This window comes from Streptomyces sp. NPDC126510, assembly GCF_040302345.1.
Classification (GTDB): Bacteria; Actinomycetota; Actinomycetes; order Streptomycetales; family Streptomycetaceae; genus Streptomyces.
In genome coordinates, this window is the sequence record NZ_JBEORR010000017.1 from 5,096 (window position 1) to 27,117 (window position 22,022).

General features: G+C 72.0%; 22 protein-coding genes. 16 read left to right on the forward strand and 6 right to left on the reverse strand.

All coding sequences use genetic code 11. The features are described from left to right. Positions 1–142: 142 nt before the first annotated feature. On the reverse strand, positions 143–727 hold the full coding sequence (locus ABTX60_RS23930; protein WP_352099044.1) for an Rv1733c family protein: 585 nt from the start codon (positions 725–727) through the stop codon (positions 143–145). 212 nt (positions 728–939) lie between these two features. Here ABTX60_RS23930 and ABTX60_RS23935 point away from each other — a divergent pair, with 212 nt between their 5' ends. From ABTX60_RS23935 to ABTX60_RS23950, 4 genes are all read left to right on the forward strand, one after another. Further along, positions 940–2,097 carry a WD40/YVTN/BNR-like repeat-containing protein gene (locus ABTX60_RS23935; protein ID WP_352099045.1) on the forward strand — a complete coding sequence of 386 codons (1,158 nt, stop codon included), beginning with the start codon at positions 940–942 and terminating at the stop codon, positions 2,095–2,097. Positions 2,098–2,208: 111 nt separating this feature from the next. Beyond that, positions 2,209–2,886, forward strand: coding sequence for a uracil-DNA glycosylase (locus ABTX60_RS23940; RefSeq protein WP_352099046.1), 678 nt, complete (start codon positions 2,209–2,211; stop codon positions 2,884–2,886). Beyond that, complete coding sequence (locus tag ABTX60_RS23945; protein ID WP_352099047.1) at positions 2,883–3,869, forward strand: N-acetylglucosamine kinase; 987 nt, start codon at positions 2,883–2,885, stop codon at positions 3,867–3,869. Before ABTX60_RS23940 ends, ABTX60_RS23945 begins: the two co-directional genes overlap by 4 nt. Positions 3,870–3,979: 110 nt before the next feature. Further along, positions 3,980–4,903: a sirohydrochlorin chelatase gene (locus tag ABTX60_RS23950; RefSeq protein WP_352099048.1), complete on the forward strand. Its 924-nt coding sequence runs from the start codon at positions 3,980–3,982 to the stop codon at positions 4,901–4,903. Between the two features lie 102 nt (positions 4,904–5,005). Here the strand turns inward: ABTX60_RS23950 and ABTX60_RS23955 are convergent, their stop codons facing one another. Next, positions 5,006–6,028: a lactonase family protein gene (locus ABTX60_RS23955; RefSeq protein ID WP_352099049.1), complete on the reverse strand. Its 1,023-nt coding sequence runs from the start codon at positions 6,026–6,028 to the stop codon at positions 5,006–5,008. Between the two features lie 220 nt (positions 6,029–6,248). Then, a complete protein-coding gene (locus tag ABTX60_RS23960) occupies positions 6,249–7,739 on the reverse strand; it encodes an FUSC family protein (protein ID WP_352099050.1) in 1,491 nt (496 codons plus the stop codon). 209 nt (positions 7,740–7,948) lie between these two features. On the opposite strand from ABTX60_RS23960, the gene ABTX60_RS23965 reads away from it, so the two are divergent. The 3 genes from ABTX60_RS23965 (at position 7,949) to ABTX60_RS23975 (ending at position 10,036) form a co-directional block, all read left to right on the forward strand. Next, a complete protein-coding gene (locus ABTX60_RS23965) occupies positions 7,949–8,425 on the forward strand; it encodes an Lrp/AsnC family transcriptional regulator (RefSeq protein WP_031111300.1) in 477 nt (158 codons plus the stop codon). Positions 8,426–8,444: 19 nt separating this feature from the next. After that, positions 8,445–9,140, forward strand: a complete 696-nt coding sequence (locus tag ABTX60_RS23970; protein ID WP_352099051.1) for an HAD family hydrolase — start codon at positions 8,445–8,447, stop codon at positions 9,138–9,140. 131 nt (positions 9,141–9,271) lie between these two features. Then, on the forward strand, positions 9,272–10,036 hold the full coding sequence (locus ABTX60_RS23975) for a DUF4142 domain-containing protein (RefSeq protein ID WP_352099052.1): 765 nt from the start codon (positions 9,272–9,274) through the stop codon (positions 10,034–10,036). Between the two features lie 297 nt (positions 10,037–10,333). Here the strand turns inward: ABTX60_RS23975 and ABTX60_RS23980 are convergent, their stop codons facing one another. Further along, on the reverse strand, positions 10,334–11,101 hold the full coding sequence (locus ABTX60_RS23980; RefSeq protein WP_352099053.1) for a LysR family substrate-binding domain-containing protein: 768 nt from the start codon (positions 11,099–11,101) through the stop codon (positions 10,334–10,336). A gap of 58 nt (positions 11,102–11,159) precedes the next feature. On the opposite strand from ABTX60_RS23980, the gene ABTX60_RS23985 reads away from it, so the two are divergent. From ABTX60_RS23985 to ABTX60_RS24015, 7 genes are all read left to right on the forward strand, one after another. Beyond that, positions 11,160–11,543 (forward strand): DUF5997 family protein, encoded by a 384-nt coding sequence (locus tag ABTX60_RS23985; RefSeq protein WP_352099054.1) that lies wholly within the window; start codon positions 11,160–11,162, stop codon positions 11,541–11,543. 200 nt (positions 11,544–11,743) lie between these two features. Beyond that, positions 11,744–13,072, forward strand: coding sequence for a sugar ABC transporter substrate-binding protein (locus ABTX60_RS23990; RefSeq protein WP_352099055.1), 1,329 nt, complete (start codon positions 11,744–11,746; stop codon positions 13,070–13,072). After that, positions 13,069–13,980, forward strand: a complete 912-nt coding sequence (locus ABTX60_RS23995) for a carbohydrate ABC transporter permease (protein WP_352099056.1) — start codon at positions 13,069–13,071, stop codon at positions 13,978–13,980. The genes ABTX60_RS23990 and ABTX60_RS23995 overlap by 4 nt, the downstream gene beginning before the upstream one ends. After that, the gene (locus ABTX60_RS24000; protein WP_351643472.1) at positions 13,977–14,921 is read left to right on the forward strand and encodes a carbohydrate ABC transporter permease; all 945 of its coding nucleotides are present in this window, start codon (positions 13,977–13,979) and stop codon (positions 14,919–14,921) included. Before ABTX60_RS23995 ends, ABTX60_RS24000 begins: the two co-directional genes overlap by 4 nt. A gap of 28 nt (positions 14,922–14,949) precedes the next feature. Further along, positions 14,950–15,858 (forward strand): 5-dehydro-4-deoxyglucarate dehydratase, encoded by a 909-nt coding sequence (locus ABTX60_RS24005; protein WP_352099057.1) that lies wholly within the window; start codon positions 14,950–14,952, stop codon positions 15,856–15,858. Next, positions 15,855–17,105, forward strand: a complete 1,251-nt coding sequence (locus ABTX60_RS24010) for a glucarate dehydratase family protein (RefSeq protein ID WP_352099058.1) — start codon at positions 15,855–15,857, stop codon at positions 17,103–17,105. Before ABTX60_RS24005 ends, ABTX60_RS24010 begins: the two co-directional genes overlap by 4 nt. Positions 17,106–17,338: 233 nt before the next feature. Further along, entirely contained in the window at positions 17,339–17,827 is a 489-nt protein-coding gene (locus ABTX60_RS24015) for a hypothetical protein (RefSeq protein ID WP_352099169.1), read from the forward strand. Here ABTX60_RS24015 and ABTX60_RS24020 read toward each other — a convergent pair. After that, on the reverse strand, positions 17,793–18,230 hold the full coding sequence (locus ABTX60_RS24020) for a hypothetical protein (protein ID WP_352099059.1): 438 nt from the start codon (positions 18,228–18,230) through the stop codon (positions 17,793–17,795). The genes ABTX60_RS24015 and ABTX60_RS24020 overlap by 35 nt on opposite strands. Before the next feature lie 232 nt (positions 18,231–18,462). Between ABTX60_RS24020 and ABTX60_RS24025 the strand changes: the two genes are divergently transcribed. Together ABTX60_RS24025 and adh are read left to right on the forward strand one after the other, a co-directional pair. Continuing rightward, a complete protein-coding gene (locus ABTX60_RS24025; RefSeq protein WP_352099060.1) occupies positions 18,463–19,686 on the forward strand; it encodes a transcriptional regulator in 1,224 nt (407 codons plus the stop codon). Positions 19,687–19,786: 100 nt separating this feature from the next. Next, positions 19,787–21,304 carry an aldehyde dehydrogenase gene (gene adh / locus ABTX60_RS24030; protein ID WP_352099061.1) on the forward strand — a complete coding sequence of 506 codons (1,518 nt, stop codon included), beginning with the start codon at positions 19,787–19,789 and terminating at the stop codon, positions 21,302–21,304. A gap of 222 nt (positions 21,305–21,526) precedes the next feature. Here adh and ABTX60_RS24035 read toward each other — a convergent pair whose 3' ends face one another. Then, positions 21,527–22,015, reverse strand: coding sequence for a GNAT family N-acetyltransferase (locus ABTX60_RS24035; protein ID WP_352099062.1), 489 nt, complete (start codon positions 22,013–22,015; stop codon positions 21,527–21,529). Positions 22,016–22,022 lie beyond the last annotated feature (7 nt).

Sequence of the window (22,022 nt, forward strand, 5' to 3'; positions counted from 1 at the left end):
CGAGTGGGACGCCGACAGGGCCGGAGCCCGCCGATGGGCCCGAGTGGGACGCCGACAGGGCCGGAGCCCGCCGATGGGCCCGAGTGGGACGCCGACAGGGCCGGAGCCCGCCGATGGGCCCGAGTGGGACGCCGACGCGGTCTCACCCCGTCGTACGGCCCCACATCGGGCCGAAGCGGGCCCACTCCGCCTCCCACTGGTCGACGCGTCGACGCTCCAGGCGACCACGAAGGGCACGGCCGGCGACCAGGGGGACGGCGGCGGCGCAGAGGCCTGCCACGCCCCCGATCAGGGAAGCCCGTACACGGGCCTGGGACTCGGTGACGGGCCGGGTGACCTGACGGCCCCCCGAGTCGGTCCACACGGTGACCGGAGCCCCGACTGCGCTGCCCGCCGGCACCCGCAGCTGGCCGGAGTGCTCGGACCCGTCCGCGGCGGTCCACCGCGCCGTCGCCCACACCGTCTCGGCGCGGGACACACGGCCGTTCTCGGAGACCGCCCCGGGGGCGCGCTCGGCGAGCCGTGCCACGAGGGGGCGCCACTCGGCGCGTTCCCGGGCCAGTCCGTCCTCGACGGAACGGTTCACCGCCGTCCCGGCGAGCAGCCCCACGAACACGGTGAGCATCCACACCCCCAGGACGACCCAGGCCTCCACCCGGTCGCCACGGCGCTTGAGCGGATTGCGCCGCCAGCGCCACAGCCACACCTTCGGACCACGTAACGCCATCGAAGGCCTCCTCCTCACGAGCCCACGACCATTCCGCCGCTCTCCCCATACGGACGGCGGCGCCTGGATGCTCACTGCGCCTACCCGGCGCGACGATCTCCACGGTCGCCCCGCCCCGGCGAGCGCCCGGCCGAAGCGACCCGAGAAACCCGCGCCCGCCCGGCCGACACCCCGCTGACCTGGACCGGAACCCGTTTGGGAGGTGACTGTCAGTGGTCGGGTGCAGACTGGCCGGTGTTCGGGACGAGGGCGTCAACGACGACGCCGCGGAGGTGATCGGCATGACCGAGGTACTGCTCGCCGTGGGCACGCGCAAAGGCCTGTTCATCGGGCGCCGGCGAGGTGGCGGGGCCTGGGAGTTCGACGAGAGCCCCTACTTCAACGCGCAGGCCGTGTACTCGGTCGCCCTCGACACCCGGGCCGGGGCCCCGCGGCTGCTGGTCGGCGGCGACAGCGCGCACTGGGGCCCGTCCGTGTTCCACTCCGACGACCTCGGCCGGACCTGGACCGAACCGGCCCGCCCGGCGGTCAAGTTCCCGAAGGACACGGGGGCGTCCCTGGAGCGGGTGTGGCAGCTGCACCCGGCCGCCGCTGAGCCGGACGTGGTGTACGCGGGCACCGAGCCGGCCGCGCTGTACCGCTCGGAGGACCGCGGGGAGACGTTCGAGCTGGTCCGGCCCCTGTGGGAGCACCCCACGCGGTCGAAGTGGGTGCCGGGCGGCGGCGGTGAGGGCCTGCACACCGTGCTCACCGACCGGCGCGACCCCAAAGCGGTGACGGTCGCCGTCTCGACCGCCGGCGTGTTCCGCACAGTGGACGGCGGCGCCAGCTGGTCACCTTCCAACTCCGGCGTCTCCGCGGTGTTCCTGCCCGACCCGAACCCGGAGTTCGGCCAGTGCGTGCACAAGGTCGCGCGGGACGCGGCCCTTCCGGACCGGCTGTACCTGCAGAACCACTGGGGCGTGTACCGCAGCGACGACGCCGGCGCGCACTGGACGGACATCGGCGAGGGCCTGCCGTCCACGTTCGGATTCGCGGCGGTGGCGCATCCGCACCGGGGCGACACGGCGTACGTGTTCCCGATCAACGCCGACGCCGACCGCGTCCCGGCCGACCACCGGTGCCGGGTCTACCGGACTACCGACGCGGGCAAGAGCTGGGAGCCCCTTTCGGCGGGACTGCCCCAGGAGGACCACTACGGCACGGTGCTGCGCGACGCCATGTGCACGGACGACGCCGACCCCGCGGGCATCTACTTCGGCAACCGCAACGGCGAGGTGTTCGCGTCGGCCGACGACGGCGACAGCTGGCAGCAGCTGGCCTCGCACCTGCCGGACGTGCTGTGCGTGCGGGCCGCGCTCGTCGGCTGAGGCAAGGACGAGGGGGAGACGGGGACAGAGGAACAGGCGGGGGACGAGGGTGCACACAGGCATTGGCCACCGGTTGATCGGCGCTGTCCGTACAGCAGTAGGGTGACGCCCGTGGCACCACGACCCTTGCATGAAATCGTCGAAGCGGGCTGGGCGAAGGCCCTGGAACCGGTGGCCGAACGCGTCGCCGCGATGGGGGACTTCCTCCGTGCGGAGATCGCCGCGGGACGCACCTACCTCCCGGCGGGGCCGAACGTACTGCGGGCCTTCCAGCAGCCCTTCGACGACGTACGCGTCCTGATCGTCGGTCAGGACCCGTATCCCACTCCTGGGCACGCGGTGGGGTTGTCGTTCTCGGTGGCGCCGGAGGTGCGGCCGCTGCCCGGCAGCCTCATCAACATCTACCGCGAGCTGAACTCCGACCTGGGGCTTCCCCAGCCGTCCAACGGCGACCTCACGCCGTGGACGCGACAGGGTGTGCTGCTGCTCAACAGGGCGCTGACCACCGCCCCGCGCAAGCCCGCCGCCCACCGGGCCAAGGGCTGGGAGGAGGTCACGGAGCAGGCCATCCGGGCCCTGGCCGGGCGCGGCAAGCCGCTGGTGTCCATCCTGTGGGGCCGTGACGCCCGTAATCTGCGTCCACTCCTCGGTGACCTGCCCTCGGTCGAATCCGCCCATCCCTCCCCGATGTCGGCGGACCGGGGCTTCTTCGGCTCACGCCCGTTCAGCCGGGCCAACGACCTGCTGATCCGCCAGGGCGGCCAACCGGTGGACTGGCGCCTGCCATGACCGGGGCGCCGGAAGGTTCCGGGTTTCTCGCCGTGGACTCCGGCGGCTCCGGGCTCCGGGCCGTGATCGGGACCGCCGAGCGCGGACCGCTGGCCCGCCGGGCGTCCGGTGAGCCGGTGCGCACGGGCGAGCGGGGCATCGATCCCGAGCACTTCATGGCGCAACTCGTGCCGTTGGTGCGTGCCTTGACCGCGGAGGCGGGAGCGGTGGCGCTGACCACCGTCGCCGTGGGCGCGGCCGGGATGGCTTCCCTGGGGGACGGGCTGCGAGCCGAACTGCCCGGCGCCCTGGCCCGGGAGTGGGGGGTGCGCCGGGTCGCGCTGGCCGCCGATGCCGTGACCGCGTACGTGGGTGCGCTCGGGCCGCGCCCCGGTGCCGTGGTCGCCGGCGGTACCGGGCTGGTCGCGGTGGGCACCGACCTGACCGGCTGGCGGCGTGCGGACGGCTGGGGGCATCTGCTCGGCGACTGCGGAGGCGGTGCCTGGATCGGCCGGGCCGGCCTCGAGGCCGCGCTGCGCGCCCACGACGGGCGCCAGGACGGCTCGGCCCGCCTGCTGGCCTGCGCCGAGGAGGAGTTCGGGCCGGTCGCGGGGCTGCCCGGCGCGCTGTATCCCCGTCCCGACCGGCCCGCCGTGCTCGCCTCCTTCGCACCCCGCGTGGCCGCCTGCGCGGACGAGGATCCCGTCGCCGCGGACATCCTGCGTACCGCCGCCCGGCACATGGCGGACTCCGCGGCGGCCGTGTGCCCCTCCGGCGGCGAGCCGCGCGTCGCCGTCACCGGTGGCCTGTTCGAGCTGGGCGATCCGCTACTGGGGCCCCTGGACGGAGAACTGGCCCGGCGGCTCCCCAGGGCGCGGCGGGTTCCGGCCGAGGGCGATCCGCTGCACGGCTCCGTGCGCATCGCGGCCGAACTGGGCGCCGGTTCCCTCACGCTGCCCGGTGACGAGAGGATGCTGTCCGTGACCATCCGTTCGGGTGATTGATCCGATCGCGTCCGATCCGTACGTAACTCAATAGACAAAACGGGACGGATACCGCTCACCTGCACCCTCCCCGAACAGAGGAACCCAGGAAGCCAGTAACATGCGGCGCCATGAGTTCCCCCACTGGGCCCGCGGATGGCCTGCCCGTACGAATGCCGCGCCCCCGCCAGCCCGGACGGCATCGCCGTCCCGAGCCGCTGGTTGCTCCCGAGGGCGCGCCCGCGCTCGTCCTCGCCGTGCCGGGGACGCCCAGTAACACCACGCGCAGCCTCGCCGAAGAGGTCGTGAGCATCGCCCGCTCCGAGCTGCCCGGCCTCGACGCCCGTATCGGATACCTCGACGGGGACAACGCGGAGTTCCCCTCGCTGCAGGCCGTGCTCGTGCACGCGGCCGAGGAGCGCACGGCCCGTTTCGAGCAGGCCCGTGCCGCCGGCATGGACGTCAAGATGCCCGACGGCCCCGTCGCCGTCGTCGTGCCGCTGCTCGCGGGCCCGGACGGTTCGCTGCTGCGCCAGGTCCGCCAGGCCCTCATGGAGAGCCGTGTCGCCGCCGAGCTGACCGACGTCCTCGGGCCGCACCCGCTGCTCGCCGAGGCGCTGCACGTGCGGCTGTCCGAGGCCGGTCTGGCCCGTGCGGACCGCGCCCGGCTGTTCACCGTGGCGACGGCCGCGGACGGCATCATCCTCGCTTCGGTGGGCGGTGACGAGGCCGTGCAGGCGGCGGGCATCACCGGCATGCTGCTCGCCGCGCGTCTCGCCGTTCCGGTGATGGCCGCGGCCCTGGACCAGGAGGGCTCCATCGCGTCCGTCGCCGAGCAGCTGCGCTCCTCGGGCTCGCAGCAGCTGGCGCTCGCGCCGTACCTGATCGGCCCGGAGATCGAGCAGGTCCTGCTCGAGGAGGCCGCGAGGGAGGCCGGATGCTCCGCCGCCGAGCCGCTCGGCCCGTACCCGGCGATCGGCAAGCTGGCCCTGGCCAAGTACACGACGGCGCTCGGTATCGCGCCGCAGCAGGCGCAGAGCGCGCCCGTGCGCTGACACCGGGCGCCGCGCACGACATCGACAAGGCCCGCTCCGGTTCGGAGCGGGCCTTCTCCGTCGGGGGCGTCCGGCACGGTACGGGCGGCCGGCGACTCCCGCTCAGCCGAGGGTCACGTACGAGGCCGCCGTCACCCTGATCGAGCCGCCTCGCCGTGGGAGGCCCGTGAGCGGGTCGACCGCGAACCAGGTCACATCGCCGGAGCGCTCGTTGGCGACGTACAGGAAGCCGCCGTCGGCCGTGAGGGCGCGTGGCCAGTGGCCGCCGCAGGGAACAGTGGTGACGAGGCGCAGGCCCTCGCCCTCGACGGCGAGCACGGACAGGACGTCCTCGCCGCGGGTGGCGGTCCAGACGAAGCGGCCGTCGCGTGAGACGGCGATGCCCGAAGGGTAGGCCTCGCGCGCCGGTGCGCCGGGCAGGACCTGGGTTTCCGACAGCGGCGTGAGGGCGCCTTCCGCCGCGTCCCAGCGGCAGACGGTGACGGAGGGGCTCAGTTCGTTGACGACGAACGCGTGGCGGCCGTCCGGATGGAAGGCCAGGTGGCGCGGCCCCGAGCCGGGACGCAGGGCGGTCTCCCGGTGCAGGGTCAGGGCACCGTCGGTCAGCGCGCACACCCGCACCGAGTCCGTGCCCAGGTCCACGCTGACGGCCCAGCGGCCGCTCGGGTCGGGCTGCACCTGGTGGGCGTGCGGCCCCTGCTGGCGGGGCGTGTGCGGACCGGCACCGCTGTGCCGGAGCACGCGGGACGCGGACCGGGCGAGTGTGCCGTCGGGGCGGAGGGGGATCGCTGTGACGCTGCCGGATCCGTAGTTGGCGGTCAGGACGTGTCCGGCGTACAGGCTGAGGTGGGTCGGACCGCTGCCGTCCACCGGCACCGGCCGCCCGGCCTGCTCGGGTTTGTCCCCGTCCACCCGGTACGCGGCCACCGCGCCCTCGGCGGTCTCACTGACCGCGTACAGCGTCTGCCCGTCCGGCGAGAGCGTCAGGCAGGAGGGGTCCGGGACGGCGTTCACGGTGCTCAGCACGGTCAGCGCGCCGGTGTCGGCGTCGACCTCCGCGGTCACGATGCCGGGGCCGCCGGCCGCCGTGAACGACCCGATGAACGCCCGCCTGCCGTGCGCCACCGCAGTCCCCTCTCGTCCGCGCGGCCGGGTGGACCGCGCAGCCGATCATGCGCGGTCTAGACCAAACGGTCAAGGGTGCGTCGCCCGGTCGGACCCGGGCCCGGCGGAGCGCACATCGGCACCGTGCCGGCCAGGGGCCGCCTACGCCCGCGCGGTCCCGTCAGGCGCCCACCAGCGGTGAGCCCGACGGGGTGCGCCCGCCTACGCCCGCGCGGTCCCGTCAGGCGCCCACCAGCGGTGAGCCCGACGGGGTGCGCAGGGGGCGGGCCAGATCGGCCAGGGCTCGCTCCAGGCCGTGCAGATGGGCCAGAGCCGGTTCCGCGTGGGGCAGGCCGTCCGCGTGGACCGCGATGTCCCTGCCCTCGGTGAGGGCCTCCACAGCGGCCTCCACCCGCCCGCACGCCGTGGCGAGACGGGCGTCGTGGGAGGCCTCCGGGTCCGCCGCGACGGCGACCAGGCCACGGATCTCGCGGGCGCAGTCGTCGAGGAGGGCCAGCACGTGCCGGGCGCGCCTCTTGCGGCCGAGCATCGGGTTCAGCGGGTGCACGAGCGGGGCGACGGAGAGCCGTACCCGGGCGAGGAGCTGCTCCAGCTCCGCCACCCGCGGGGCCGGGTCGGCGTCCGCCGCGCCCGCCAGGCGCCGGGCGGTCTCCACGGCACAGGCGTGCACACAGCGCAGGGCCCGCCGGATCCAGGCGTCGGTGATGCTGTGGGTGGTCACGGGCAGGACGAGGATCACGGCCAGGGCGGCGCCGAGTGCCCCGACGCCGGTCTCGGCGAGCCGCAGGGCGAGCAGGCCGGGGCCGAGCACGCCGAGGAGGCCGTAGAGCAGTCCGGCGAGGAGGGTGACCCAGAGCATCATCCAGGTGTAGGACACGGCGGCGGTGTAGAAGATGCCGAACACGCAGACGGCGGCCAGCGCGGCCGTGAGGGCCGGGTCGCCGTGCACGGGCATGGCCACGAGCAGGCCGAGGGCGATGCCGATGACCGTGCCGAGCAGCCGCCGGAAGCCGCGGACCAGGGTCTCGCCGCGCGAGGTGGTGTTGACGAAGATCCACCAGGTGGCGCCGACGGCCCAGTACCAGCGCTGCCCGGACACCAGCTGCCCCACGACGAGGGCGAAGCCGGCCCCGGCGGTCGCCTGGATCGCCTGGCGGGTGGTCACCCGGGCCAGACCGGTGCCGCCCGGCGGGACGGGCACGGCCGGCGGGGGCAGACGGCGCTCGTAGCACCAGAGGCCGAAGCGCACCGCGCCGGCGGCGAGGACCGACAGCAGGACGGCGGCGTACAGCTGGGGCAGCTGGCCGGTCGTGGCGTGCAGGAACTGCGCCACGAAGAAGGTCATGAACGCGAACACGCCGAGGCTGTGCCCGCGCGGGCCCCAGCGGCGCGCGTACACGCCCGCGCCGACGACGGCGAGGAAGCCGAGGTCCCTGGCCACCGGGTGGTCGTGCAGCCCGGCCGCGGCAGTGAGTACGGGCAGACCGACGGCGGGCAGCAGAGCGGTCGTGACGGCCTGGCCGCGGACCGTGGCGTCGGTGACGGTGAAGAGGGCGAGCAGGGCGGCGAGACCGCCGGTGACGGCACCCGCGAGAGAATGCCGGGCGAGGCCGCACACGGCGACCGCGAGCGCGATGCCGAGCACGGCCCGCGTAGCGAACCGCAGCCGCGTCCGCCCCGGATCCGGAGCCATGAACACCCTTTTCAGCACCGCTTACCGCCCCTCTCGCAACACCGGCCATGAGCACGCATGAAGCACGCATGAAAAAGGCGCCGCGGGGTCCGCAGCGCCATCGACGCGTCCATATCAGCATCCCGATGGCCAGTGGCTCAACCGGCACCTTCTAGACTGGGCCATCGGTACAGCCCGAGCGGCCGGTGAACGGCCATGACAGAGCCAACGGACGAGGAGGAGGCGCCATGCCCGTGGACGAGCTCGACACCCGCATCCTGCGATTGCTGCTGGAGCAGCCGCGAACGAGCGTGCGCGAGTACGCCCGGATCCTCGGCGTCGCCCGGGGCACCCTGCAGGCCCGGCTCGACCGGCTGGAGCGCGACGGTGTGATCACCGGCACGGCACCGGCCCTCTCCCCCGCCGCGCTCGGGCATCCCGTGCTCGCGTTCGTCCACATCGAGGTCACCCAGGGGCATCTCGACGAGGTGGGGGACGCGCTGGCGGCGGTGCCGGAGATCGTGGAGGCGTTCTCGATCACGGGTGGCGGGGATCTGCTGGCCCGGGTGGTGGCCCGGGACAACGCGCACCTGGAGGACGTCGTCCAGAAGCTGATCAGCATGCCCGGGGTGGTGCGCACTCGTACCGAGGTCGCCCTGCGCGAGCGCGTGTCCCACCGGATGCTGCCGTTGGTGGAGTCGATCGGGCGGTCGGCCCGCGGGTGATCTTTGAGAGCATGGCGGCATGAGCAGGCTCCGCGGAATGTCAGTCATTTTCGATCTCGACGGAACACTCGTGGACAGCGAGCCGAACTACTACGAGGCGGGCCGCCGGACGCTCGCCGAGTACGGCATCGCGCACTTCACCTGGGCGGACCACGAGCGGTACATCGGCATCAGCACGCAGGAGACGGTCGCGGACTGGAAGGACCGCTACGGTCTGCCCGCCTCGGTCGAGGAACTGCTCGCCGTGAAGAACCGCCACTACCTGGAGCTGGCCCGCAGCGCCACGCGCGCCTACCCGGAGATGCGCGCGTTCGTCGAACTGCTGGCCACCGAAGGGGTTCCCATGGCCGTGGCCTCGGGATCGTCGCCGGAGGCCATCGCGGCGGTGCTGACCGGAACCGGGCTGGACACGCGGCTGCACACCGTGGTCTCCGCCGACGAGGTCGAGCACGGCAAGCCGGCTCCGGACGTCTTCCTGGAGGCGGCCCGCCGGCTCGGCGCGGCCCCGTCCGACTGTGTCGTGCTGGAGGACGCCGCTCCGGGCGCCGCCGCCGCGCACGCGGCCGGCATGCGCTGCATCGCGATCCCGTACGTCCCGGCCCAGGCGGACGCACCGGAGTTCGCGACCGCGGGACTGCTCCTGCCGGGGGGTCAGGGGCAGTTCACGGCACGGTCGGCGTACGACTGGCTCGCCGGCTCGGCCGACCTGTCCTGATCTGGCCTCTCCCGTCCCGTACATGAACCATGACGGGCGGGTGCTGCGAACTTTTTTGCGGCAGGGGTGATTGTTTCGCCCCCGGCGTCCGTACCTCTTGGTGTTGGGCCGTTCATATCCCAGGAGGCACGATGCGCATCTCGCGCAGCACGGCAGGAACCGCGTTCGTGGGCGGTGCGTTGATCCTTACGCTCACCGCGCTCGCCTACCCGAGCATGCTGGGCGTGCAGAACGCGGCTTCCGGCCAGGACCGCATCATCGCCAACACCCAGTGGGGTCCGCTGACCGAGGCGGACCGCGACTTCGTGGTGCGCGTGCGCGCGGCCGGACTGTGGGAGTACCCGCTGGGGCAGCTGATCAAGCAGCGGAGCACGTCGCCGGAGATGCAGGAAGTCTCCAAGCATCTGCTCGTGGGGCACGGCCGGCTCGACGCGGGCTGCCGCAAGATCTCCACGGACCTGGGCATCACCCTGCCGAACGAGCCCTCGCCTCAGCAGCAGCAGTTCGTGGCGACGGCCGAAGGCAGCACCGGCAAGGAGTTCGAGTCCACGGCCGTGACCATCATGCGTGTCGCACACGGGGGCATCTTCCCGACGATCGCCAAGATCCGGGCGACCACCCGGAACAGCCTCGTGCGGGAGCTCGCCGACACGACCAACGACACCGTTCTCGACCACATCACGGTGCTGGAGAAGACCGGCCTGATCAACCAGGAGCAGGTCAGCTTCCAGATCACCGCCCCGCCCAAGCTGCCCCAGGACCAGACGACACCGCCGCCGCCGCAGCAGGGTGCGCCGGTCCGCGTGCTGCCGATCCCCGAAGACCTGAAGGACTTCCAGACGGTCGCCCCCAATCCGTCCTACGGGGCGCCGGCGCCTTCTCCGTCGGCAGGCTGAGCAGGTACGGGTACGCGTCCGGGGCCGCGGTCCGTCCGCCGGCCCCGCACCGCTGACCACGGCCGGCCCGGCATCACGAACGACGGCCCGCAGCGACGGACGCGGCGGTTGTCGGCCCGTCATCGCCGGGCAGCGCATCGGGGACCACGACCGGACGGCCTGCGCGGGGACCACGACCGACGGCATGCCCGAGAACACAACGACGGCCGGGCACGGGCACGATGAACGACGGCGAGCCCCGGACACCACGAACCACGGCCGGTTCGGGCGCCACCGACAACGGGGCGAGCCCCGGTTCTACGAACGGCGGCGGGGCTTGCCGCGTCGGTTGCCCTTGGGAGCGCCGGTTCCGCTCTTGCCCGTACGCTTCGCCCCCGCCGACTTGCCGGGCACCGGCTTCCGCCGGGTGCCGCTCCGGGCCGCGTCCGTGGACTGGCCCCGCGCCGGGGGCTGCTGACGGCCCCGGGTGCTGTTGACCGTGCGGCCGCGGACGATGCCGATGAAGTCCTCGACCTGATCCGTCTTCTCGTCCTCGGGCCAGGAGAGGGCCACGCTCGACTCGGGCGCGCCCTTGAGGGGCCGGTGGGTGAGGTCCTTGCGGTGGTGCAGCCGGGCGAGCGACAGCGGGACCACGAGGACGCCGATGCCCGCAGCGACCAGTTCGACGGCGTCGGCGGTGGTGGCGGGCCGTTCGAGGGCGGGACGCCCGGGCAGAGTCTCCCAGTCGAGGACGTCGTCGAGCGGGTGCAGCACGATCTCGTCGGCCAGGTCTTCCGGCGCCACCTCGTCGACGGCCGTGACCAGGTGATCCTTGGGCACCACGACGACCGTCTGCTCGGTGTAGAGGGGAATCGCGCTGAAGACCGTCCGGTCCACCGGCGTGCGGACGAGGCCCGCGTCGGCGTCCCCGCCCAGCAGCCGCCCGGCCGCCTCCCCGGCGGGGACCTGCGTGAGGATCAGCGGGACATCGGGCTGCCGCTCGTTCCAGATGCGCACCCACTTGTCGGGCATCACCCCGGGGACGTAGGCGAGCCGGAACGAGGGGGTTTCATCCGAGCCTGTCACCTCGCCAGGTTACCGGGCGTGGTCAGCGGTCGCGCACACGCTCGATACCCTGGGAGCCATGACGTCGCACCAGAGCACCCAGACGATGAAGCCCGCGACCGCGGCGAAGAAGCTGGGTGTGTACCTCGAGGCCACACCCGCCGAGTTCCGGGAGGGTGTCGTCTCGCGCGCCGAGCTGAACGAGCTCCAGGCGAACCCGCCGCAGTGGCTGCAGGACCTGCGGCGCAACGGCCCGCACCCCCGCCCGGTGGTCGCCGCCAAGCTCGGCGTCTCCATCGCCGGTCTCGCCCGCGCGGGCGTCACCGAGCCCCTCACCACCGAGCAGATCGAGGCGTTGAAGCAGGAAGGCCCCGAGTGGCTGGAGCGGGAGCGCACCACCCAGGCGGAGGTCCGCAAGGAAACGGAACGGATCAAGAAGAAGAACGCCGAGCGCCAGGCCTGACCTCAGTACCCCTCGTTTTCGGACGGCCCCCACCGGATGACCCGGTGGGGGCCGTCGCTGTTTTCTCGGCGTTCCCGGGCGCCGTGTGGCATCGGTGAAATCTTTCGGCCATGTCTTGACATGGCGAGGAAGCGATCCGTAGCTTGGCCGATCATTTAGATTCGTGAAGCGGGTTCACGAATATGAACGGAGAACCACCCATGCGGGATCGCCGACGAAGTCTCCGCCTGGCTGCCACGCTCGCCGTCTCGGGGCTCCTGTTCGGAACGGCCGGCTGCGGCTCCGGTTCCGGCAGCGCCCGGGCCGGCGACCCGAACACCCTGGAGGTGTGGACCCGGAGCGATCCGGAGTCCGCCAAGACCTACGACCGGGTGTTCGCCGCCTTCACCGAGAAGACCGGCATCAAGGTCGACTACCAGCCGGTCATGAACTTCGACCAGCAGTTGCAGAGCCGCGCATCCGTCAAAGATCTGCCGGATGTCATGATCAACGACACGGCCCTGATGGGCAGTTACCAGTCCCAGGGCCTGCTCAAGCCCATCGCCCCGGCCTCGATATCCGGACATGACGAGATCACCGCCAAGTCCTGGTCGTCCACCGTGGGCCGCGACGGCAGGCACTACGGCATCCCGTACTCCCGCCAGGCCATGACGCTGTTCGTCCGCAAGGACTGGCGCGAGAAACTCGGCCTGCCGCAGCCGAAGACCTGGCAGGACACGCTGGCCCTCGCCAAGGCGTTCGCCACCCGCGACCCGGACGGGGACGGCAAGAAGGACACCTACGGCATGGTCGTCCCGGGCAGCGCGCAGAACGGCTACGTCGCCTGGTGGGGCGCCAGCTATCTCTGGCAGGGCGGTGTGCAGATCCTCCGGAAGGAGGGGTCGGGCTACCGGCCCGCCATGGACTCGGCGGCCGCCGTGCGCACCGTCACCTGGATGAAGAAGAACCTCTTCTGCGGCGACAGCGGTGTCATCCAGCCCAGCGCCCTCACCTCCGTCACCGCGAACACCACCAACTTCCAGGACGGCAACGCCGGGATGTACCTCACCGGCCCGTACAACATGTCCACGTTCGACAAGGCGCTCGGCAAGGACAAGTACGAGGTGCTGCCGGCGCCCACCGGCCCGGCGGGCAACAACAACGTCCTCGCCGACGGCGAGAACATCTACTTCGGCGCCCGGACCGGCAAGGCGAAGCAGGAGCGGACGCTCGCCGCGTTCCTCGTCTCCCCCGAGGGCCAGGAGCTCGCCATGACCGGCGACCACCAGCCCGTCGTGCGCATTCCCGTCAACTCCACCCTCGACGCGGCGAAGGTGCGCGACGACCCCCGCTGGAGCGTGGTGCAGAAGGCGTACGAGACCGCCTCCGTGCAGTTCCCCAACGCGCCGAACTTCGCCCCGATCAAGCAGGACACCGCCGACGCGCTCAACGCGATCTTCACCTACTGCGGCAGCGACGTCCGTGCCCGCCTGAAGGAACTCGACGACACCCTCGCCGGTGACCTCAAGGACCAGGAGCTGTTGAAATGACCGCGACCGCGACGACGCCCGGGCCGCGCAGATCCCGGGCCATCGGCAAGAAGGCCGTACTGCCCTGGCTGTTCCTCGCCCCGGCTCTGCTGCTGGCACTCGTCTTCAAGTTCCTGCCGATGGGCAAGGGCGTCTGGCTCAGCTTCTTCGACGTACGGCCCTTCCTCGGTGACAAGTGGGTCGGCCTCGACAACTACACGCGGGTCCTGACCGACCACCGCTTCCAGGACGCCATCGGCCACACCCTGGTCCTCGGCATCGGCATGTCCCTCGGCGGGATCGTCGTCGGCTCCGCGCTGGCGCTGCTGCTGGAGGGTCAGGCCCGCTCACTGAAGATCATCCGTACCGCCGTGTTCCTGCCCGTCGTCACCGCCACCGCCGTGGTCGGCGAGATGTGGCGGCTGATGTACTACCCGACGTCCGACGGCCTGATCAACAGCGGTCTCGGGCTGTTCGGGCTGGGACCGGTGCCCTATCTGGACAATCCCGACACGGCGTTGTGGGCCACGATGGCCATGGGCATCTGGATGCTCGCCCCGTACAACATGGTGATCATCCTCGCGGGCCTCGCGGGCGTGGACCGCTCGCTGTACGAGGCCGCCGCGATGGACGGCGTCTCGCTGTGGCAGCGCCTGCGCCACATCACACTGCCCGCCATCCGGCCCGCCCTCGGCATCGTCCTCACCCTCGCCGCCATCCGCGGACTGCGCGTCTTCACCGAGGTGTACGTCCTCACCGGCGGCGGCCCGGCCGGCTCCACCGACGTGTGGATGACCCGCGCCTACACCCTCGGCTTCACCCGTAACGACATCGGCGGCGCCTCGGCCGCCTCCGTGGTCCTGCTCTGCGTGACGCTGCTGCTCACCGTCACGGTCAACTACCTCCGCAAGAGGGGAGACGTGAAATGAGCGCCCCTGCCATCGAGCCCGTCCGGACCCCGGTGACCGCCTCCCCCACACGGAAGTCCGCCGGGAGGCAGCGCACCACCCCCGCCCGTTTCGACACCGCCCTCGGCTGGAGCGACCGGCCGGGACCCGCCTGGGTGCTGCGCGTCCTGCTCTGTCTGCTCGCCCTGGGGGTCTTCGCGGCACCGTTCCTGACGATCTTCTCCGGTTCCTTCAGCGAGAAGGCCAGCGGTTCGTCGCTGTCGTTCCTCCCCCACCATCCGACCCTGCTGAACTTCGAGGTCGCGGGCGAGCGCGGCATCTGGGACTACTTCGGCAACTCGCTGGTCATCGCGGGCGGCGGGCTGCTGCTCCAGCTCGCCGTGTGCACACTGGCCGCCTACGCGCTGGCCCGGCACAGGTTCCGGGGGCAGGCGCTGATCCTGACCCTGTTCATGCTGACGATGATGCTCCCCGAAGAGGTCATCGCCATCCCGTTGTCGCTGGTCCTCGGGCATGTGCCCGTGCTCGGCGTCGACCTCAAGGGCACGGTCTGGGGCGTGATCCTGCCGCTCGGTGCCTGGGGCTTCTCGGTGATGCTGCTGACGGAGTTCATGAAGGACATCCCGACCGAGATCGAGGAGGCCGCCCGCATCGACGGCGTCGGCGAGCTGCGGATGCTGTGGCAGGTCATCCTGCCGCTGTGCAAGCCCGCACTCGGTGTGGCCGGGGTGCTCGGCTTCATCATGATCTGGGACCAGTACCTGCTGCCCCTGATCGCCGCCAAGGACCCCACCGACTACACGGTCACCGTCGCCCTGTCCATCCTGCGCACCGACCCCGAGGTCGGCTCCGGGGTGGTGCTGGCCGGTGCGGTCATCGCCCTGATCCCCAGCCTGATCGTCTATCTGCTCCTGCAGCGCTCGCTGGTCACCGGCATCGCCGCCGGTGCCACCAAGGGCTGACACCCGACCCCCCAAGTTTGAGGGAGACATGAAGTTCCACGGAGTGCTGTTCTTCCCGGTCACGCCGTTCGCGGCGGACGGTTCACTGGACGAGGAACGGCTGGCCCAGCACATCGAGTCGGGTGTCGCCGCGGGCGCGGGAGGTGTGTTCGTCGCCTGCGGCACCGGTGAGTTCCACGCGTTGTCGGCCGAGGAGATCGAGCGGGCCACCCGGGTCGCCGTCGAGACCACGGCCGGACGTGTGCCGGTCCTCGCCGCGGCCGGCGGCCCCACCCCGGTCGCCCGCGACCAGGCCGCCCGCGTCGAACGCGCCGGCGCCGACGGCATCCTGCTGCTGCCGCCCTACCTCGTCAGCGCCCCGCAGCAGGGCCTGGTGCGCTACGTCGAGGAGGTCATCGCGGCCACGGACCTGCCGGTGGTCTTCTACCAGCGGGGCACCGCCCGGCTCACCGCCCGGACGGCCGCCGAGATCGCCGCCCTGCCCGGGATCGTAGGGCTCAAGGACGGCATCGGCGACATCGAGCGGATGCACCGCATCGTCCGCGCGGTGCGCGCCGTGCCGGGCACGGAGGATTTCCAGTTCTTCAACGGGCTGCCGACTGCCGAGATGACCGCGCCCGCCTACCAGGGCATCGGCGTGGAGCTGTACTCCTCGGCGGTGTTCGCCTTCGCCCCGGAGATCGCCCTGGCCTTCCACCGGGCTCTCGCCGAGGGCGACGACGCCCTCGTCTCGCGGCTCCTCGACGAGTTCTACGGCCCGCTGGTCGTCCTGCGCGACGAGGTCCCCGGGTACGCCGTGTCGCTGGTCAAGGCCGGTGTGACCCTGCGCGGCCTGGATGTCGGCGGCGTCCGGGCGCCGCTGCTCGACGCGACGCCGGAGCACATCGCCCGGCTCGCGAAACTCCTCGACCACGGCTTGGAGGTGGCCGCCGCATGAGTGCCACGCGTATCCGTGAACTGATCGTCACCCCGATCGCCTTCGGCGACCCGCCACTGCTCAACTCCAACGGCGTGCACGAGCCGCTCGCCCTGCGGATCATCCTCCAACTGGTCCTGGAGGACGGCACGGTGGGGATCGGAGAGTCCCCGGGTGGGGCGGCCCGCCTGGAGCGGCTGAACGCCGCCGCGAAGGTCGTCGTCGGCATGGACGTCTTCGACACCACCGCCGTGTCCGCCGCGATCGACGCGGCCCTGCTGCCGAACGTGCCGAGCTCTCACGAGCGCGGCTGGACCACCTCGGCGGTCGAGGTGGCCTGCCTGGACGCACAGGGCAGGCTGCTCGGCCGTCCGGTCAGCGACCTGCTCGGCGGGAAGGTACGTGACGCGGTGCCGTTCGCCGCCTACCTCTTCTACAAGTGGGCCGAGCACCCCGCGCTCGACGGCCGTGCGGCGATCGGCGACGACTGGGGCGAGGCCCTCGACCCGGCCGGCATCGTCGAGCAGGCCCGGCTGATGCAGGAGCGCTACGGGTTCCGGTCGTTCAAGCTCAAGGGCGGTGTCTTCCCGCCCGACGAGGAGATCGCCGCGATGCGGGCCCTCGCGGAAGCGTTCCCCGGGCAGCCGCTGCGGCTGGACCCGAACGTGGCCTGGACGGTCGAGACGTCGAAGTACGTCGCCCGTGAACTCGACGGCGTGCTGGAGTACTTGGAGGATCCGACCCGGGGCATTCCCGGGATGGCGGAGGTGGCGAAGGACTCCCCCATGCCGCTCGCGACCAACATGTGCGTGATCGCCTGGGAACATCTGAAGCCGGCCGTCGAGCAGGACGCGATCCAGGTGCTGCTCACCGACCACCACTACTGGGGCGGGCTGCGCCGCACCCGTGAACTGGCCGCCGTGTGCGAGGCGTTCGGGCTCACCCTGTCGATGCACTCCAACTCGCACCTGGGCATCAGCCTCGCCGCGATGACCCATGTCGCCGCCGCCATCCCCAACCTCGACCACTCCTGCGACACGCACTACCCGTGGAACTCCGCGGACGACGTGATCGTGCCCGGCGTGCTGGAGCTGCGCGACGGTCAGGTCGAGGTGCCCACCGGACCGGGACTGGGAGTCGAACTCGACCACGACCAGCTGGAGCGACTGCACCGGCGGTACGTCGACTCGGGGAAGCGCAGCCGGGACGACACCGGTTACATGCGGAGGTTCCGGCCGGAGTACGAACTCAAGCTCCCCCGCTGGTGACAACCGTGCGTGGCGCGCACGAAGTTGAACGCGATTGTCCGGAATCGCCTGCCCACTGCCCTCGTTCGACCGGGACCGGCCCGCCCCAAACGCCACACCGCGCCACCCCTTCCGACGCATAGAAATATCTACCAGCATGGCTACGGCCGGGCGGCACGCGGAACCCCGCGGGCCCTCGGCCCGTGTCCAGCGCGCGCCCGACCGCGGCGCCACCGACAGTGCCTGGGGTGGCCATGCAGAGCGTCATGTGGAAGCAAGCCGTCGAGTGGCTCGCCGCGGCCGCCACGGACCCCAAGGAATGCAAGCGGGAATGGGACTACGGTGCGGGGACCATGCTCGTGGAGGCCGGGCGGTACTGGGACGTGCTGAGCGTCCCCGACCGGCTCGGCCTGCTCGCGCTGGACATCCTGTGGCGCGATCCGCTGAAGGTGCCCGGCCCCACCCTGGTGGACTGCGCCGCACGCAGAGTGGGGTTCTTCCTGCCACCCGATCCGGTCAGCGAGTGGATCGGCTTCGGCGTACGGCACGTCGGCCGGGGCTCCTGGGTCGCCGTGCCGCCGCCGTACCGGCCGGCCGGACGGCTGGAGTGGCTCGTACCACCGGACGGAACCGGCACCCTGCACACCCCCGGCCCGCTCGAATCGGCCCTGCGGGAGGCCAGCGGAACCCTCGCGGTGCTGGCACCGGTCAGCGCGGAGCCGGTGGCGACGGACGGCTGGTGAGGCGGGCACCGGACGACGGTCCGGCCGCCCCCGGATGCCTGCCGGAGGAAGGACGGGTGCCTGCGGGTACGGCCGGGCCCGGGTGCCGGCCGGCCGCCGGGTGGGGGGTGGCGGCCGGGTGGCGGGCGGCGGCCGGATGGGGGGTGACGGCGACGACCGGGCCCATGTGCCGGCCGGCGGTCCACGAGGGGATGGCGGTCCAGGTCTCGCTGTCGGCCGGCGCGGCGAAGGAGACCCACTGTCCGTCGCGGTGCTCCGGTACCGCGTGGCCCCGGGCCTCCCACTCGGCGACCAGAGCCGCGTAGATCGGCGGATGTCCCGCGTATCCGCTGGTGAGTTCGGCGTACGAGTGGGGCACCGCGTCGTTCCCCGGACGGCGCCGCGCCGTCTCCGTGCTGTCCATGCCAGGGGAACGCGCCGCCGCGCACCGGTGGTACGCGGGCCGGACCCCGTCCGTCGGGTCGAGTGAACCCGTCACCCGGACGGCGGTACGGGGACACCGGACAAACATCCAGTCAGGCGGTCGCCCGTTCAGAACATCTCCCCCCGGGGCGGACGGAGTTCTCGACCGGGGCCGACGCGTCCGGTAACACTGACCTCACCCCGAGATACCGGTACGACGGCAGGGAGAGGCCATGTCACAGCGCCCTGACCTCACGCGGCGCAGGGCCGTGCTGGAGCACGAGTGGTCCCGCTGGGTGCCCCGGCTGAGCGTCCCGGGTACGCGGCCCGGTGGCTCCGCGGCACTGCGCCACGAGGTCAGCGAGTCCTGGGCGCGTTCGCTGGGCAGCGTCGACCCGGGCCGCGACAGCGCCCCCGTCACCGACGACGGCCGGGTGTACCAGCGCTGGACGTCGTCACCGCTGTACGGACCGGTCTCCGCTCTCGCCGGGGAGCTGCACAGCATCGCCGACGACGCCGGGTTCGTCACCGCGGTCACCGACGAGTCCGGCACCATCCTGTGGACCTGCGGCGGCCCGACCATGCGCCGCAGGGCCGAGCGGGTCAACTTCGCGCCGGGCGGCCGCTGGGACGAGCAGGCCATGGGCACCAACGCGCTGTCCCTCGCCCTGCGCACCGGCCGCCCCAGCTCCGTCTTCTCGGCCGAGCATCTGGTGTCGGCCCTGCACGGCTGGGTCTGCTACTGCGCGCCCGTGCACGGCAGGGACGGCAGCGTCCTCGGCGTACTGGACCTGTCCACGACCTGGGACCGCTCGCACCCCCTGGCCATGTCCACCGTCCGCACCCTGGTGTCGACGATCGAGGCCCGTCTGACCACGGAGACACCCGGCCCGGCCGGACTGCGGCTCACGTGCCTGGGCACCGAGCGAGCCGTTCACGAGGGACGGTCACTCCCCTTGCGTCCCCGGCAGTTGGAGATCCTCACCCTGCTCGCGCTCGAACCCGGCGGCTTCTCCCCGGAACGGCTGCGCGCGGCCCTGTACGGTGACCGGCCGGTCACGTCGTCCACCTTCAAGGCAGAGATCTCCCACCTGCGCCGGGCGCTGGGCGGCGCGATATCCCCCCGCCACTACGCCCTCACCGCTCCCGTGTCCTGCGACGCCGCCGACGTCCTGCGCGCGCTGCAGCAGGGCGACACGGACACGGCCCTGGGCCACTACGGCGGCCCGCTCCTGCCCCGCTCCGAGGCCCCCGGCATCGAGGAGTGGCGCACCCGGCTCGAAGTGGCGGTACGGGAGGCCGTCCTGGCGAGCACCCGACCGGAACACGCTCTGCGCTACGGCGAACGGGCCCCGTACGACGCGGAGATCCACGAGCACGCGCTGCGGCTGCTCGGCGCCGAAGACACCCGCCGCGCGATCGCGCGGGGCCGGCTGACGACGGCCCTGCGCGACTGACATCCGCCGCCCCGGGGCGCCAACCTCGCACCAACCTCCCGGAAGCACAGTGAGGGACGTGGCAACCGTCCCGCACCGCCCTTCACCGAGGAGAACCGCCATGGTGTACGCGCAGCCAGGAACCGAGGGAAGCATCGTCTCCTTCGCCCGCCGCTACGACAACTTCATCGACGGCGACTGGACCGCGCCGGTCGAGGGCCGCTACTTCGAGAACCCGACGCCGGTGACCGGCAAGGTCTTCTGCGAGGTCGCCCGTTCCACCGCGGCCGACGTCGACCTGGCCCTGGACGCCGCGCACCGGGCGGCCGACGGGTGGGGCCGCACGTCCACGGCGGAACGCGCGAACGTCCTCAACAGGATCGCGGACCGCATCGAGGAGAACCTGGAGAAGATCGCGGTCGCCGAGACGTGGGAGAACGGCAAGCCGGTCCGCGAGACCCTGGCGGCCGACATCCCGCTGGCCGTGGACCACTTCCGGTACTTCGCCGGAGTCGTCCGCGCGCAGGAGGGCAGCATCGCGGAGATCGACGCCGACACCGTCGCGTACCACTTCCATGAGCCCTTGGGCGTGGTCGGGCAGATCATTCCGTGGAACTTCCCGATCCTCATGGCCACATGGAAGCTCGCGCCCGCGCTGGCCGCCGGCAACTGCGTGGTCATCAAGCCGGCGGAGCAGACCCCGGTCAGCCTGCTCTACGTCATGGACCTGATCGCCGACCTGCTCCCGCCGGGGGTGGTCAACATCGTCAATGGCTTCGGCGTGGAGGCGGGCAAGCCGCTGGCGTCCAGCCCGCGGGTGGCGAAGGTGGCGTTCACCGGCGAGACGACGACCGGCCGTCTGATCATGCAGTACGCGAGCGAGAACATCATCCCCGTCACGCTGGAACTGGGCGGCAAGAGCCCGAACATCTTCCTGCCCGACGTCATGGCCGCCGACGACGACTTCCTGGACAAGGCGGTCGAGGGCTTCGTGATGTTCGCCCTCAACCAGGGCGAGGTCTGCACCTGCCCGTCCCGCGCCCTGATCCCCTCCTCCATCTACGACGACTTCATGGCCCGCTGTGTGGAACGCACCGAGGCGATCGTCGGGGGCGACCCGCTGGACCCGGCCACGATGATCGGCGCGCAGGCGAGCAACGACCAGTACGAGAAGATCCTCTCCTATTTCGACATCGGCAGGAAGGAGGGCGCCGAGGTCGTCACGGGTGGCAGGCCCCGCGCGGTGCCCGGCCTCGAGGGCGGGCACTACATCGAGCCGACCATCTTCCGCGGCACCAACGACATGCGGATCTTCCAGGAGGAGATCTTCGGTCCGGTCGTGTCGGTCACGACGTACGACTCGGTCGACGAGGCACTGAAGATCGCCAACGACACGCTGTACGGCCTCGGCGCGGGCGTCTGGACCCGCGACGGCAACACGGCCTACCGCCTGGGCCGCGAGATCAAGGCGGGCCGCGTCTGGACCAACTGCTACCACGCGTACCCGGCGCACGCGGCGTTCGGCGGCTACAAGAAGTCGGGCATCGGGCGCGAGACGCACAAGATGATGCTCGACCACTACCAGCAGACGAAGAACATCCTTTGCTCCTACAGCCCGAAGAAGCTGGGGTTCTTCTGATGCCGGACGGGCGGGGGCGGCGGCAGGAGGTTGCGTCCTTCCGCCGCCGGAGGACGAATGACCCGCAGGTCGATCGGGTTCGGCCTCCGTGAGTGTGCCGGCAGCACGAGTGACGACACAGGACCCGGGCCTCTGAGGAGGTCCGGGTCCCTGGGAGGGCCGTGTCACGCGGTGGCACTGCGCGCCGGCGCACGGGCTTGGCCGCCCGACCGGCACACCGCGTCATTCCGGAGGAATGCGAAACTCGAATTCGGGACGGTCCCACGGCACGGCGGGCGGGTTCGCGAACGCGGTCCCGGTCCGCACCGCACCGACGCGGTGGTAGAAGTCCTCGGCGGGAAGATGCGACACGACCTTGACACGGTCGAGCCCGGCGGCACGGGCCTCGGACTGCATGTGCGCCACGAGCAGCCGTCCGATACCCCGCCCTTGCGCTTCGTCGGCGACGAACAGCAGGTCGAGCTCCGGAGGAGCGAGGACGAGCGAATAGAACCCGAGGACCCGGCCTCCGGGCTCGTCGGCGCCGACGGCCACAAAGGCGCGGTGCGCCTCGATGTAATCAGGACCGACCCGGTAGCCCGCGACCGCGGCTGCGTACTTGCCCTCGTAGGCGCCCGAGCCACGCACGAGCCGTGTGAGCCGTTTGGCATCCCGCGCGACGGCCCTCCGTATCGTGATCGACCGGCTGATCGGAGAAGGGCGTGGACTCATCGGGAGA

Bases quoted from the DNA above. Each gene is read 5' to 3' on its own strand.
- ABTX60_RS23930 (WP_352099044.1), bottom strand. From the start codon at position 727: ATGGCGTTACGTGGTCCGAAGGTGTGGCTGTGGCGCTGGCGGCGCAAT.
- ABTX60_RS23945 (WP_352099047.1), top strand. From the start codon at position 2,883: ATGACCGGGGCGCCGGAAGGTTCCGGGTTTCTCGCCGTGGACTCCGGC.
- ABTX60_RS23950 (WP_352099048.1), top strand. From the start codon at position 3,980: ATGAGTTCCCCCACTGGGCCCGCGGATGGCCTGCCCGTACGAATGCCG.
- ABTX60_RS23965 (WP_031111300.1), top strand. From the start codon at position 7,949: ATGCCCGTGGACGAGCTCGACACCCGCATCCTGCGATTGCTGCTGGAG.
- ABTX60_RS23970 (WP_352099051.1), top strand. From the start codon at position 8,445: ATGAGCAGGCTCCGCGGAATGTCAGTCATTTTCGATCTCGACGGAACA.
- ABTX60_RS23975 (WP_352099052.1), top strand. From the start codon at position 9,272: ATGCGCATCTCGCGCAGCACGGCAGGAACCGCGTTCGTGGGCGGTGCG.
- ABTX60_RS23985 (WP_352099054.1), top strand. From the start codon at position 11,160: ATGACGTCGCACCAGAGCACCCAGACGATGAAGCCCGCGACCGCGGCG.
- ABTX60_RS23990 (WP_352099055.1), top strand. From the start codon at position 11,744: ATGCGGGATCGCCGACGAAGTCTCCGCCTGGCTGCCACGCTCGCCGTC.
- ABTX60_RS23995 (WP_352099056.1), top strand. From the start codon at position 13,069: ATGACCGCGACCGCGACGACGCCCGGGCCGCGCAGATCCCGGGCCATC.
- ABTX60_RS24000 (WP_351643472.1), top strand. From the start codon at position 13,977: ATGAGCGCCCCTGCCATCGAGCCCGTCCGGACCCCGGTGACCGCCTCC.
- ABTX60_RS24005 (WP_352099057.1), top strand. From the start codon at position 14,950: ATGAAGTTCCACGGAGTGCTGTTCTTCCCGGTCACGCCGTTCGCGGCG.
- ABTX60_RS24010 (WP_352099058.1), top strand. From the start codon at position 15,855: ATGAGTGCCACGCGTATCCGTGAACTGATCGTCACCCCGATCGCCTTC.
- ABTX60_RS24015 (WP_352099169.1), top strand. From the start codon at position 17,339: ATGCAGAGCGTCATGTGGAAGCAAGCCGTCGAGTGGCTCGCCGCGGCC.
- ABTX60_RS24020 (WP_352099059.1), bottom strand. From the start codon at position 18,230: ATGGACAGCACGGAGACGGCGCGGCGCCGTCCGGGGAACGACGCGGTG.
- ABTX60_RS24025 (WP_352099060.1), top strand. From the start codon at position 18,463: ATGTCACAGCGCCCTGACCTCACGCGGCGCAGGGCCGTGCTGGAGCAC.
- adh (WP_352099061.1), top strand. From the start codon at position 19,787: ATGGTGTACGCGCAGCCAGGAACCGAGGGAAGCATCGTCTCCTTCGCC.
- ABTX60_RS24035 (WP_352099062.1), bottom strand. From the start codon at position 22,015: ATGAGTCCACGCCCTTCTCCGATCAGCCGGTCGATCACGATACGGAGG.